The organism is Thioclava atlantica (assembly GCF_000737065.1).
Lineage (GTDB): Bacteria > Pseudomonadota > Alphaproteobacteria > Rhodobacterales > Rhodobacteraceae > Thioclava > Thioclava atlantica.
Genome location: NZ_AQRC01000009.1, coordinates 22,842 through 35,469, shown reverse-complemented (window position 1 = coordinate 35,469; position 12,628 = coordinate 22,842). Strand labels below are relative to the sequence as shown.

10 protein-coding genes are annotated in these 12,628 nt (G+C 67.7%); 1 reads left to right on the top strand and 9 read right to left on the bottom strand.

The window, feature by feature from the left end; translation table 11 throughout:
• Nucleotides 1-176 precede the first annotated feature (176 nt).
• From DW2_RS11815 to DW2_RS11790, 6 genes are all read right to left on the bottom strand, one after another.
• Complete coding sequence (locus tag DW2_RS11815) at nt 177-2,027, bottom strand: ABC transporter ATP-binding protein (RefSeq protein WP_081874966.1); 1,851 nt, start codon at nt 2,025-2,027, stop codon at nt 177-179.
• Between the two features lie 3 nt (nt 2,028-2,030).
• A complete protein-coding gene (locus DW2_RS11810; RefSeq protein WP_038146825.1) occupies nt 2,031-2,906 on the bottom strand; it encodes a metallophosphoesterase family protein in 876 nt (291 codons plus the stop codon).
• Between the two features lie 71 nt (nt 2,907-2,977).
• Entirely contained in the window at nt 2,978-4,543 is a 1,566-nt protein-coding gene (locus DW2_RS11805) for an ABC transporter substrate-binding protein (RefSeq protein WP_038146824.1), read from the bottom strand.
• 59 nt (nt 4,544-4,602) lie between these two features.
• Nucleotides 4,603-5,484: an ABC transporter permease gene (locus tag DW2_RS11800; protein WP_038146822.1), complete on the bottom strand. Its 882-nt coding sequence runs from the start codon at nt 5,482-5,484 to the stop codon at nt 4,603-4,605.
• A 4-nt stretch (nt 5,485-5,488) separates the two neighbouring features.
• Nucleotides 5,489-6,418 (bottom strand): ABC transporter permease, encoded by a 930-nt coding sequence (locus tag DW2_RS11795; RefSeq protein WP_038146821.1) that lies wholly within the window; start codon nt 6,416-6,418, stop codon nt 5,489-5,491.
• Nucleotides 6,412-7,173 (bottom strand): HAD-IIA family hydrolase, encoded by a 762-nt coding sequence (locus DW2_RS11790; protein ID WP_156102958.1) that lies wholly within the window; start codon nt 7,171-7,173, stop codon nt 6,412-6,414. The genes DW2_RS11795 and DW2_RS11790 overlap by 7 nt, the downstream gene beginning before the upstream one ends.
• Before the next feature lie 147 nt (nt 7,174-7,320).
• On the opposite strand from DW2_RS11790, the gene DW2_RS11785 reads away from it, so the two are divergent.
• The gene (locus DW2_RS11785; protein WP_038146817.1) at nt 7,321-8,235 is read left to right on the top strand and encodes a LysR family transcriptional regulator; all 915 of its coding nucleotides are present in this window, start codon (nt 7,321-7,323) and stop codon (nt 8,233-8,235) included.
• A gap of 62 nt (nt 8,236-8,297) precedes the next feature.
• On the opposite strand, the gene DW2_RS11780 is transcribed toward DW2_RS11785, so the two are convergent.
• The 3 genes from DW2_RS11780 to DW2_RS11770 are packed head-to-tail and all read right to left on the bottom strand — an operon-like array spanning nt 8,298 to nt 12,566.
• Nucleotides 8,298-9,044 carry an alanyl-tRNA editing protein gene (locus tag DW2_RS11780; RefSeq protein ID WP_238321319.1) on the bottom strand — a complete coding sequence of 249 codons (747 nt, stop codon included), beginning with the start codon at nt 9,042-9,044 and terminating at the stop codon, nt 8,298-8,300.
• Nucleotides 9,028-11,538 carry a DUF3772 domain-containing protein gene (locus DW2_RS11775; RefSeq protein WP_051855957.1) on the bottom strand — a complete coding sequence of 837 codons (2,511 nt, stop codon included), beginning with the start codon at nt 11,536-11,538 and terminating at the stop codon, nt 9,028-9,030. Before DW2_RS11775 ends, DW2_RS11780 begins: the two co-directional genes overlap by 17 nt.
• Nucleotides 11,535-12,566 (bottom strand): cysteine synthase A, encoded by a 1,032-nt coding sequence (locus DW2_RS11770; RefSeq protein ID WP_038146815.1) that lies wholly within the window; start codon nt 12,564-12,566, stop codon nt 11,535-11,537. The genes DW2_RS11775 and DW2_RS11770 overlap by 4 nt, the downstream gene beginning before the upstream one ends.
• Between the last annotated feature and the right edge of the window lie 62 nt (nt 12,567-12,628).

The following is a 12,628-nucleotide window of genomic DNA, read 5'->3' as shown; positions in this document are numbered from 1 at the left end:
CTGCGCACCGAAGGTTGGGCGCGCATGCTGCCCTGCCGATCATCGTCGGATCATGTGACCTTGCACACGGCCCTGCCCGCCGGGCGGCGTCCGTGCGCGGCGTGGTGGGCACAAGGGCCGGGTCTCTCGCGAGGCCCGGCCCTTGTGCGGGGCGCGCAGCACGGGGCGCCCCGTTTTCACACCCGGTCGAGCTGGCTTGCACTCACACCCCGCGAGGTGGCGCTGCCCGCCCCCGCTTCCCGGCGCTTGGCGGGAGGCATGCCGATCAGCAAGGCGCTGGCCCGGTCGCGCGCGGCGACAAAATGTTCGTCGGACACCGCCACCATCTCGTAGGGCGCGGGCGCCTCGCCTGAGGGCAGCAGCAGCTTGGGGGCCTCCGGGGCGGTGATGTCCGGGCGCTCGTCGTGACGGCGCGCCGGATCGGGCACCGGCACCGCCGCGAGAAGACGTTGGGTATAGGGATGCTGCGGGTTGCGCAGGACCTCTTCCGTCGGGCCGGTCTCGACCACCTGCCCCGCCCACATCACCGCGATGCGGTGACAGACGCGCTCGACCACCGCAATGTCATGCGAGATGAACAGGAAGGACACACCGTCTTCCTTCTGCAGCCGCGCGATCAGATCGGTGATCTGGCGTGCGACCGACACGTCGAGCGCCGAGACCGCTTCGTCCGCGACGATCAGCGCCGGCCGCACGGAGAGCGCGCGGCAGATGCACAGGCGCTGGCGCTGACCGCCCGAGAACTGGTGCGGGAAGCGATCCATCGCCTCCGCCTCCAACCCGACGCGTTCGAGCAATTCGCCCGCCATCGCACGGCGTTCCGCGCGGCTCATCGGCGCGCGGATATGGGCGGGTTCGGTGATCAGATCCCAGACCGGCAGGCGCGGGTTGAGCGAGGCGAAAGGGTCCTGGAAGACCATCTGCATCCGCGAACGCAGCGGGCGCAGCTCGTGCGCGGTGAGCCGGGTGATCTCCTGGCCCTCGATCCGCACCCGGCCGCCGGCGGCATGTTCGAGCCCGAGAAGGGTCCGTGCGAGCGTCGATTTCCCGCAACCGGATTCGCCCACCAGCCCGAGGGTCTCGCCGGGGCGCAGGGTAAGCGACACGTTGTTGACCGCATGATAGTCGAGTCCCGGACGGCCCGGCATCGACCGGGTGACCGGGAAGCGCACGCTGAGCCGGTCCACCTCGAGAAGCGGTTTGGCCGTCCCCGGCAGCGGCCGCGGCGCGCCCGAGCCGAGCTTGGGCGTCGCCGCCATCAGGGTGCGGGTATAATCCGCCTGCGGATCGGCGAAGATCTGTTCCACCGGGCCGGTCTCGATCTGCTGGCCCTGGCGCAGTACCACGACCCGGTCGGCGATCTCCGCCACCACGCCCATGTCATGGGTGATGAACAGAACCGCCATCCCGCTTTCGGTCTGGAGCCGCTTGATCAGCGCCAGGATCTCGGCCTGCGTGGTCACGTCGAGCGCGGTCGTGGGCTCGTCCGCGATCAGCAGGTCGGGCTGACAGGCCAGCGCCATCGCGATCATCACGCGCTGGCGCAGCCCGCCCGAAAGCTCGTGCGGATATTGCGTCAGCCGCCGCGCCGGTTCGGGGATGTTCACCCGCTCGAAGGCGTCATGGGCCGCGCGCAGCGCCGTCAGTCGGTCGAGCCCCTGATGCAGGCGCAAGACCTCGGCCACCTGCTCGCCCAGCGTCATCACCGGGTTGAGCGCGGTCATCGGCTCCTGGAAGACCATCGAGATCCGATTGCCGCGCACCTGCTGCATCCGGCGCTGGTCGAGCGCGGTGATCTCGATCGGGTCCTCGCCCTCAAGATGGATGCGGCCTCCGGTCAGGCGCCCGCCCTCGCGTTCGATCAGGCGCATCAGCGCCAGCGCGGTGGCGGATTTGCCCGACCCGGATTCCCCCACCAGCGCGACGGTTTCGCCGCGCGCGATATCGAAGCTGAGCCCCGACAGCGCGGTGTGGGAGCCGAAGGCGAGGCTCAGGTTCTGGACCGAAAGAAGCGGTGCGCGGCTCATGGATCAACTCGCGGCTGCGGCGGCGCGACGGGCGCGTGCCTCGGGATGGTCGGCAAAGGACGGCAGCGGGGGCGTCCAGCGGCGGTGGCGGGGGGTGGTCTCGAAGGCGAAGGGATCGTCGCCCACCACTTCCCATTTGAAGCTGTCGCCCAGCTCGATCATCCCCATCGCGCCGGCAGGTTCGCCCTCGGTGGTGAAGCTTTCGGTCAGCGATTGCTGGGTCAGATGGGTGATGCCATCGACGGTGGTGACGGTGTTCCAGTGCACGTGGCCGGCGAGGCAGACGACCGGCACCTTGGCGCGGGCAAGGGCGGCGCGGGCGCGCTCGGCCATCGGGTAGGTCGAGCTGGCCGGGTTGTTCTCGAAATAGTAGTTGCCCACCTGCGAATGACCCGAGATCGGCACATGGCTGACCACCAGCGTCGGACGGTCGGTCGCCTGCATCGTGCGCGAGAGCCAGATCACGTCGGGCTCGGTCAGCACGAAGCCGGAATAGTCGGGCGTGCGGCGGATGCGGCTGTCGGCGCGCCACAGCACGATGCGCCAGCCACCGATATCGATCACGCCGTGATCGAGCGACTGGCCGAGGATTTCCTCGTTGTCCGAGATTTCCAGATGGTCGCGGTCATGGTTGCCGTTGAGATGCAGGATCGGGGCATCGACGGCACGGAAGGCCTCGGCCACCTCGGCCTCGAGCCGCAGGTCGGTGTCGCGGTTCTCGTCCGAGATCCGGTCCCCGAGATCGAGCACCAGATCGGCGCCGCCATCGCGGACATAGCGGGAGAATTCCTCCATCAGGGGCAGCGCCATGTCGCCGCGCTTGGCGGTCGAGGGCTTGCCGTGGTGGATGTCGGTGACGATGGCGATACGGGTGGACATGATGAGACTTTCCGGAGTGAACGTGGTGAAGGTGCCCGCCGCCACCCGAAAGCGGCGACGGGCGGGGAGTGTCAGTTGGACGCGAAGGCGATCGCGCCGGCGCGGAAGTCGAGCACATAGGGGATGTGGCCGGGCTTGGGCGCCCATTCGACATCCTTGCGCATCGCCCAGCTCTCATAGGGGCGATAGAGCGGCAGAACCGGCGGATCCTGCTTGATGCGGTACATCAGCTCGGCATAGGCGGCGCGGCGATCGGCGACATCCTTGGAGAAGCGGAACTTGTCCCAGGTCTTGCGATAGGCCTCGTCGGTGGTGAAACGGCCTTCCGATTCCGAGGCCGCATCCGGAGCCCACATCACGCCGAACGAGCCGAAGGGGTCCGCGAAGTACATCGGGTTCGACCAGTTGCGGGTCATCATGTCCTTGCTGTTACCGGTCCATTTCTCGGACACGTTCACCTTGCCCTTGATGCCGACCTGCGCCCACATCTCGGTGATGGCCTGCGCGGCCAGAAGGCCGTTGGTGTAGTAGACCGGGTCGGTGTCATAGGTGATCTCGAACCCGTCATAGCCGGCTTCCTTGAGCAGTTCGCGGGCCTTGTCGGGGTTGTATTCGAAGGTCTTCAGCTCCGGCATGTAGAGGTCGCCGTATTCCTTCATCGTGTGGGTCGAGGGCACGACGGCCTTGCCCATCCACAGCGCCTCGTTGAGCGCGTCGCGGTCGATCGCGAGGCTGAGCGCCTGACGGATCCGCGGATCGCGCAGCTTGGGATGGTTGGTGTTCATGATCATGACGTGGAACAGCGGCGTCACGCTGCCCGCGGCCTTGAGGTTCGGATCGGCCTCGATCAGCGACAGCTGGTCGGGCGCGACATTGGTGATCATGTCGACTTCGCCGGTCTTGAGCGCGGTGATGCGCGACGCGGTTTCCGGGATATGGATCACGGTGACCTTCTCGAGCGGCGCCTTGTCGCCCCAGAAATTGTCGAAGCGGGTATAGACCACGCGCTCGCCGGGGGTGAATTCGCTGATCGCATAGGGGCCGGTGCCGACCGGAGCCATCGAGAAGGCTTCGTAATCGCTGTCCTCGGCGACTTTCGGATCGCCGGTCAGGGCCTTGGTGTAGTCCTCGGGGATGATCATGACCTGCTGCAGGTTCACGAGCGTCTCCCAAAGCGGCTCTTCGCGCTTCACGGTGATGCGGACGGTGTAATCGTCGACCTTCTCGGCCTTCTCGAAGTTGTTCAGACGATCCTTCGAGCGCACCTGATAGGGCGGGAAAGTCGCCTGGTACATGCGGTTGAGCGAGAAGACCACGTCATCGGCGGTCATCGCCTCGCCGTTCTGGAAGGTCACGCCTTCGCGCAGCTTGAATTCCATGACCTTGGGCGACACGAGATGCCACTCGGTCGCCAGACCCGGGCGCCATTCGCCGCCGATCTTTTCGTGATCCTTGTCGATCAGCGTGTCGAAGCTGTTGTAGTAGAACTGCGAGCCGACATTCGAGTGGTCGCGGCCGGGATCGAGATATTTCGCGACGTTGGCAGCGCCGACCTTGAGTTCGCGGGCCTGGGCCCCCGTGACGCCGGCGGCGGCGAGGCCGGCGGCAAGAGCGGTGGAAATGAGCAGTCTGAGCATGGGTGTCTCCGTTGCAGGGTTTGGCGGGCGCTTTCGGCCTTCTGGTCTTGTTGCGGGGTTCAGCGTGCGCGCAGGCGCACGTCGACACTGTCGCGCAGCCAGTCACCGACCACCTGGACGGCGAAGGTCAGCAGCACGATCAGCAAGGCGGGGGCGATGACGATCCAGGGCGCGGTCGGCATGTAGTCGCGACCGATCCCCACCATCGAGCCAAGCGTCGCGGTCGGGGGCTGCACGCCGAGCCCGAGGAAGGACAGCGTGCTCTCGAGCAGGACGATATTGGACAGCGACAGGGTGAACTGGACCACCAGCGGCGAGACGATATTGGGCAGCAGGTGGGCGAAGGCGATCCGGCGGGGGCTGGCGCCCGCGGCGCGGGCGGCCTCGATGAAGGGCAGATGCATCAGGCGGCGCACATCGCCGCGCACGATGCGGGCATATTGCTCCCAGCCCGCAAGGCCCAGCACGATCACCATCACCTGCAGCGAGCTGCCGAAGATCGCCAGCGTGAACAGCGCGATCAGCGTGAAGGGCACCGCGATCTGGGTGTCGACCGCGGCCATGATCGTCGCATCGGTCCGACCGCCGACCACCCCGGACAACAGGCCCAGCAGTCCGCCCACGACAAGGCCCAGCAGCGCGCCGAGGATCGCCAGCGTCAGGGTCAGCCGCAGCCCGTGCAGGCTGCGCGAGAGGATATCGCGGCCCAGCTCGTCCGTGCCCAACGGATAGGCGGCCTTTGCACGGTCGAAGCCGATCGGCGGACGCAGCCGCGAGAGCAGGCTCTGCGCGTTCGGGTCATGCGGCGCGATCAGCGGCCCGAGGAAGGCCATGAGCAGCAGCGCAAGGCCGATCGCGAGCGCGAGCTTCTGGATCGCGTTGGTGCTCGTCCAGAGGCGGCGCAGCGCGGAGGGGGCGGGCATGTTGAGGGCCATGGTCATCGGATCACCCCTTGAGTTGATGGCGCAGACGCGGATCGGCCCAGGCATAGGCAAGGTCGATGGCGGCATTGATGAGGATGACGGCGACGGCGACGGTGATGACCCCGAACTGGAGCACCGGGTAGTCGCGCCGGATCGCCGAGGACACGAGCAGATCGCCGATCCCCGGCCAGGCGAAGATCGATTCCACGACCACCGAGCCCGACGCGGCGAGGCCTGCGACCTGAAGCCCGATCACCGAGAGCAGCGTGATCGCGGCGTTGCGCATCCCGTGCTGCACGATCACCTCGCGCTCGGGCAGGCCCTTGGCGCGGGCGGTGCGCATGAAATCCTGGCCCAGCACGTCGAGCATCGCGTTGCGGGTGAACCGGGTGAGCGCCGCGATCAGCACGCCCGCCATCGCCAGCGTCGGCATGATGAAATGCAGCGGCGTTCCGTTGCCCACCACAGGCAGCCAGTTGAGCCAGTAGGAAAACACCAGCACCATCACCACCGCGAGGATGAAATTGGGCACCGCATAGCCGAGGAAGGCCACGATCATCGCCGCGCTGCCCAGCCAGTGCTTGCGCCAGATCGCCGCGATCACGCCCAGCGGCAGCGACACCAGCAAGGTCACGCCGATCGCGGACAGCAGCAGCTGCGCCGAGGGCCAGAGCCGTTCGAAGACGATGTCGATCACCGGGCGGCGCTCGATGAAGGACAGGCCGAAATTCCCGTCGAGGAACGCGTGCAGGAAGGCCAGATACTGATCCAGGATCGGCCGGTCGAGCGCGTAGTAGCGGATCAGGATCTCGCGGTCGTGCTCGGTCATCCCCTCGCCCGCGAGATAGTCGATCGCATTGCCCGAGAGCCGGGTCGCGAAGAACACGAGCGTGACGATGACGAAGAAGGTCAGGAACATCCGCAGGGCGGTGCGCAGAAGGTAGTTCAGCATGCCGCGATCTCCTCTTCGGCCCGGGCGCGCGCGGGGCGTTCGAGCAACACGAAATCCACGCCCGCGGCGGCGGCGGCGCCGCCATCGGTTTCCGGCGTGTCGCCGATGAAGACGGCCTGCTCCGGGGCGACGCCGGCCTTCGCCAGAGCGATCGCCGCCAGATCGGCGGCGGGCTTTCCGAGGCTCGCGGCGACCGCATCGGGCAGAGCCGCGCGCACCGCGGCCCAGATCGCGCCGGTCTCGGGACGCGGCAGCCCGTCGGGGCCGGGATGGAACGGGTCGGGATTGCTCAGCCAGACCGGGACACGCCGCGCGACATGGGCAAAGAGCGCCGTGAGGTCGGAGAAATCGAAATCCGGATCGCGGCCGAGAAACACCAGCTCCGGATGCTCGCGATCCTCCACCAGCCCGATCTCGCGCGCCAGCGCCCGGATCGGAGCCGCGGCGAAAAGCGCCACGCGGGCGCCCGGATGGCGGCGCCGGATCATCCGCAGGGTCTGCTCGCCCGCCAGCACGATACGTTCCGCGGGCAGCTCCAGCCCCAGCCCGGCAAGGCGGCGCGAGAGGGTCTGCGCGGTATCGGAGGAATTGTTCGACACGATCCACAGCCGGTCGCGGCAGCGCACGAACAGCTCCGGCACGCCGGGCAGCACCCGCTCGCCGGCGATCAGGCAGCCGTCGAGATCCGCGAGAATGGCGGCGCGGTCGGGCAAGGGGCCGGACAGGAAGGTCGGCAGTCCGATCGGCTGTGGCACGTGGCAATTCCTCTTCGTTCGGGGCCCGGGGCCCCGTTGGTCTGTGTCGGTGTCGTGTGGTCTCGGGTGCCGATCGCGTCGGCTTGCTCACGGTTTGGCGACGGACTGTGAATGCGCTGTTACATTTGTAAGCCAAGCTTTCAGCCCATGAAGGAATCACCTGCAGCCCCGCCCGGAACCCTGTCTTTTTCGCGTTTGCGTGCCGTGTCGGCGGTCGCGCAGGAGGGATCTTTCTCCGCCGCCGCGCGGCTTCTGGGCCTGTCGCATTCCGCGATTTCCCAGCAAATCAACGATCTTGAGGCGCGATTCGGCGTGCGGCTGTTCGAGCGGGTCGGCGGCGCGCTGCACCCCACGCCGCTCTGCGTCGAGCTGTGCGATATCGGGACACGCGTGGGCGAGGCCGAGCGCGACGCGCTGCGCATCCTGCAACGGCGCGATGCGACGGGACGGCCGCGGCTGCGGGTGGGCCTGGGCAATTCGATGCCGGGGATCGCGATCGTCGGGCAGGTCATGCGCCAGCACCCGACGGTCAGCGTCAATGTCGAGAGCGGATCGCACCAGGATATCCTCTCGGCGGTGCTGCGCCGCGAGGTCGATGTCGCGGTGCTGCCCGACCTGCCCGCCGATCGCCGGTTCCGGCGCGCGCGGGTGATCTCGCAGGAAGTGGTCGCGATCGTCTCGGCCGACAGCCCGATGACGAAGCGCGATCAGGTCACGCTCGCGGAACTCGCCGAACTGCCGCTGATCTTCCGCTCGCACGGTTCCTCGACCCAGAAGGTCGTGGACCGGGCCTTCCGTGCGGCGGGGCTCGCGCCCGAGCCGCGCCTGACCGCCGACAGTCGCGACGCGGTCTATGAGGCGGTCGCGCTCGGGATCGGCGTCGGGTTCATGTGGCGCTTCGGCACCTACCGGTCGGATACGGTACGCCGGGTTCAGGTGCCCGAATTCGGCTCGACCGTGGATGAGGTCGTCTTCGCGCTTGCAGACGAGCGCAACGCGCTGATCGACCTGTTCTTCAACGCCGCCGAGCAGTTCCAGCCGGAGGCGAAGCTGCGGCTGTGACGGGCTGAGAGCGGCAAGGTTGTTCTGGCCCCCTGCCTCTCACCCTGCGCCGGCCTCCGTGCTCAGGCGAGGTGCAGATAGACCCGGCGGTTCTGCTTGCCCTTCTTCTCGATCTTGCCGAGCTTCAAGGTGCCGATCTCCGCGGTCGAGGCGACATGGGTGCCGCCGCAGGGTTGCAGGTCGATCCGCGCCGCGCCCTCGCCGATCGAGACCAGCCGCACCCTTCCCGGCCCCTTCGGCGGCGCGACGGACATCGTCTTCACCAGCTCGGGCTGGGCCTCGAGCTCGGCATCGGAAATCCAGCTCTCGCGCACCGGCAGATCGAGCGTCACCCAGGCGTTGAGCTGGCGCTCGATCGCCTCGAGATCCTCGGGCTTCTCGGGCATGTCGAAATCGAGCCGCCCGCGTTCGGGGCCGATCTGCCCCCCCGTGACGGGAAGCGGGATCGCGACCGAGAGCAGATGCAGCGCGGTATGCACCCGCATGTGGCGGTGGCGGCGTTCCCAGTCGATCTCCTGGCGCACGGGCGTGCCGGGGGGCGGCAGTGGCTGGGGCTCGGCCGGCACGAGGATCACCGCGCCCGGCGCCTCGGGGCCTGCCTTCACCGCCGTCGCGATCTCGATCTCGCCATCCTCCCAGATCAGCCGCCCGCTATCGCCGGGCTGGCCGCCGCCGGTCGGGTAGAAGATCGACTCCGCGCAGATGATCCCGCCCTCATCGGTGAACGCACGCACCTCCGTCATCAGCTCGCGCGCGTAAGGGTCGCTGCGGTAGCCGGGCTCGGTGCCCATCTCAGCGGTCTCCGCCATCGCCATCCTCCTGGTTCTCGACCTCTTCCATGCCCTCGCCCGGCTGCGGCCTGCCCAGATCGGCGCGGGTCACGCGGTGGGCGGGCTCCTCGGGCGGTTCTTCCGAGGCAGCCGGTTGCGCCGGTCGCGCCCCCCTGCCCTGTAGCACCTCCGGGTTGCGCAGCCACAGGTCGCGCTGCGCGAAGGGGATCTCGATCCCTTCCTCGGCGAAGCGCTGGTTGATCTCGTGGTTCATCTCGCTCTTCACCCGGAGGATGAAGTTCACATCCGAGAGGATCACCCGCACCTCGAAATCGAGGCTGTCCGCGCCGAAACCGGTGAAGATCACCGCAGGTTCGGGGTTCATCATCACCAGCGACTGGTTCTGCGCGACTTCATGCAGGATCTTCTCGACCTTGCGGGTATCGGTGCCATAGGCCACGCCCACCGGCAGGATCAGCCGCCCCGTGACATTGCCGCGCGTCCAGTTCGTCACCTGCCCCGCGATCAGATCGGCATTGGGAATGATGACCTCGGTGCGGTCGAAGGTCTCGATCCGGGTCGAGCGCACCGAGATCGCCTTCACGATCCCCATCTGGCCGCCGACCTCGATCCAGTCGCCTTCCGAGATCGGGCGCTCGATCAGCAGGATGATGCCCGAGACGAAGTTCTGCACGATGGTCTGAAGACCGAAACCGACCCCGACCGAGAGCGCGCCCGCGACGATGGCGAGCGAGCTCAGGTCGATCCCCGCGGAGGAGATCGCGATCACCGCGGCGAGGAAGATCCCGAGATAGCCGATCCCCGAGATGATGGCGTTCTGCCCACCCTTGTCGATCCGGGTCTTGGGCAGAAGCGAGGTCTTGAGCGCGCCCTGCACCAGCCGCGTCACCATCAGGCCCAGCACGAAGATGATCGCGAAGGTGAGGAAGACGCCCGGCGAGATCTGCACCCCGCCCACCGACATCCCGCTGCGGAAGGTGTTCCAGAGCTCGCGCAGATCGGCGGGGCGCGCGCCCCAGATCAAGGCCGCCACGGGCAGCGCCGCGACCCCAAGGACGAACCCGATCAGCACGGGGACGAGCGACTCCCGCCCCTCATCCTCGCGCTGCGTGACCAGCACGTAGAAATCGGTGAGGAACTGGTGGATCACGAGCACCAGAGCGATCAGCCCCAGCGTCATCGCGGTCGGCCACAAGAGCGCGTTTGCCGCGTTCACATAGCCGATCCCGCCAAGGAGGGGCGCGATCACCGCGACCGCGATCACCGCGTTGCCGGTGCCGCCCACGAGCCGGTCGCGGAACGCGCTCTCTTCGCTGTCGCAGCTCTCGTTGCGCAGGTGGCGGCGCAGGAGCTGGCCGAGACGGAACAGCAAGATCCCCGCCAGCACCTGCAGCGGGAAGGCCAGAACCCCAAAGCCCGCATCGAGCGTATGGCCCGCCGCGGTCGCCGCATCGGCCGTTTTCACCCCGGCCTCGAGCACGGATTCTCCGCGCTTGACCACCCAGTTCCCGAGAGGCCCCTGGATCGCGACGAGCAGGCTCAGCGCGATGGTGAGGAACCGTCCCTCGCGACGGCGCTCGGCCATCAGGTTGAAAGGTGCCTGCTGACGTTCGTTCTTTGGAAAGACGCGCCCCGCAAGCCAGGTGCCCACGATCAGGAGCGAGACGACGCCGCCGATCACGCCCAGAAGCTCGCGCCCGAGCGGCCCCACGAGCGCGGTCTGATAGAGCGCGGTCAACAACAGGCCCACGCCTGCCAGGGGGAGCAGCATCTGCCCGAGCGAGACGATCGCGTCGATCACCCTGCCCGCGCGCACCGCCAGCCGTTGCTCGAGCGCATCCGCGAGCCGTTCCATCCAATGCGGCCCGCGCGCGAGCAGCATAAGCGCCACAAGAAACAATCCGACGATTACGGGCGCATTGTCGCGCATCGAGGCGTAAGGATCCTTGCCGCTCAGCTGCCCCGCCACTTCGGAGCTCAGCGCACCGCCCAGCCCCGAGGCCACCTTGATCCCCTCGGGCCAGTTGATCGGATTGAGCGGCGAGGGCGTGAGGCGCAACAGCTTGTCGGTCTGTCGCCCGCGCAGCAGCTTGTCGATATTGGCAATGATCGCGTCGGCGCGGCTCGCCGCTTCGGTCGCGCGGATCGCGGGCGCCTGGAGCTGCGCAAGCTGGTCGTTGAGCTCCTTGCGGCGCTGCGCGATCGCCTTGTCTTCGGTCTTGCCATCCTGAGGCGGTGGCCCGAGCGCGTCGATCTGCGCCTTCACCGTCGAGATCTGGCTCGAATTGGTGTCCTCGGCGCCTTTGAACTTGGCCCGCCAGTCCGCGATCTTCTGGCGGATATCGTCGAAGGCGGCCTGGGTCGCGTCCCCCGCCTCCGTCATCGTCTCGGCCTGGCTCGCCACCTTCTCCCAAGCGGTGTAATCGAGCGCGGGCTCCGACTGGGCCAGCGCCAGCCCCGGAAGGGCCAGCGCGAAGATCAGCAGGAAGAGCCGCGCCAGACGCAAGATCATTCGGTGAAGACCTCCGGCATCTCGCGGGCGGGCCGGTCGAGCCAGTCAGGCACCGGCAGCCCCTTGCCCTTCAGGAAGTCGGGGTTGAACAGCTTCGACTGGTAGCGCGTCCCGTAATCGCACAGCACCGTCACGATGGTGTGGCCGGGGCCCATCTCCTGCGCCATGCGGATCGCGCCCGCGACGTTGATCCCCGACGAGCCGCCAAGGCAGAGCCCTTCCTCGGAGAGCAGGTCGAAGACCACGGGGAGCGCTTCGCCATCGGAAATGTTGAAGCTCATATCCGGCGTGAAGCCTTCGAGATTGGCGGTGATCCGCCCCTGACCGATCCCCTCGGTGATCGAGGACCCTTCGGATTTCAGCTCGCCGGTAGTGTAGAAACTGTGCAGCGCCGCGCCATCGGGATCGGCCAGCGCGATCTTCACGCCCTTGGGCTGCAGCGCCATGCCCACGCCCGCGAAGGTGCCGCCCGAGCCGACGGCGCAGATGAAGCCGTCAACCTTGCCTCCGGTCTGGTCCCAGATCTCGGGGCCGGTGGTCTCGATATGGGCCTGCCGGTTCGCAGTATTGTCGAACTGGTTCGCCCAGATCGCGCCATTGGGGTCGGTCTTCGCCAGCACATGGGCGAGCCGTTCGGAATAGCGCACGTAATTGTTCGGGTTGCGATAGGGCGCGGCCGGGACCTGCACCAGCTCCGCACCGGCCAGCCGCAGCATGTCCTTCTTTTCCTGGCTCTGGGTCTCGGGGATCACGATGACCGAGCGGAACCCCATCGAGGCGCCCACCAGCGCGAGGCCGATCCCGGTATTGCCCGCCGTCCCCTCGACGATCGTGCCGCCGGGCTGCAGCTCGCCGCGCGCGATCGCGTCGCGAATGATGTAGAGCGCCGCGCGATCCTTCACCGACTGGCCGGGATTGAGGAATTCCGCCTTGCCCAGAATGGTGCAGCCCGTCATCTCGGACGCCTTCCTGAGCTTGATCAGCGGGGTATTCCCGATCGCGGCCGCCATATCGCTGCAAATGCGCATTGCTCGCCCTCCCTTCGCACCGCCCCGGAGCGGGGCCATTGGCCCCAGACTTAGGCTGCGGC

Bases quoted from the DNA above. Each gene is read 5' to 3' on its own strand.
- DW2_RS11815 (WP_081874966.1), bottom strand. From the start codon at position 2,027: ATGAGCCGCGCACCGCTTCTTTCGGTCCAGAACCTGAGCCTCGCCTTC.
- DW2_RS11810 (WP_038146825.1), bottom strand. From the start codon at position 2,906: ATGTCCACCCGTATCGCCATCGTCACCGACATCCACCACGGCAAGCCC.
- DW2_RS11805 (WP_038146824.1), bottom strand. From the start codon at position 4,543: ATGCTCAGACTGCTCATTTCCACCGCTCTTGCCGCCGGCCTCGCCGCC.
- DW2_RS11800 (WP_038146822.1), bottom strand. From the start codon at position 5,484: ATGACCATGGCCCTCAACATGCCCGCCCCCTCCGCGCTGCGCCGCCTC.
- DW2_RS11795 (WP_038146821.1), bottom strand. From the start codon at position 6,418: ATGCTGAACTACCTTCTGCGCACCGCCCTGCGGATGTTCCTGACCTTC.
- DW2_RS11785 (WP_038146817.1), top strand. From the start codon at position 7,321: ATGAAGGAATCACCTGCAGCCCCGCCCGGAACCCTGTCTTTTTCGCGT.
- DW2_RS11780 (WP_238321319.1), bottom strand. From the start codon at position 9,044: ATGGCGGAGACCGCTGAGATGGGCACCGAGCCCGGCTACCGCAGCGAC.
- DW2_RS11775 (WP_051855957.1), bottom strand. From the start codon at position 11,538: ATGATCTTGCGTCTGGCGCGGCTCTTCCTGCTGATCTTCGCGCTGGCC.
- DW2_RS11770 (WP_038146815.1), bottom strand. From the start codon at position 12,566: ATGCGCATTTGCAGCGATATGGCGGCCGCGATCGGGAATACCCCGCTG.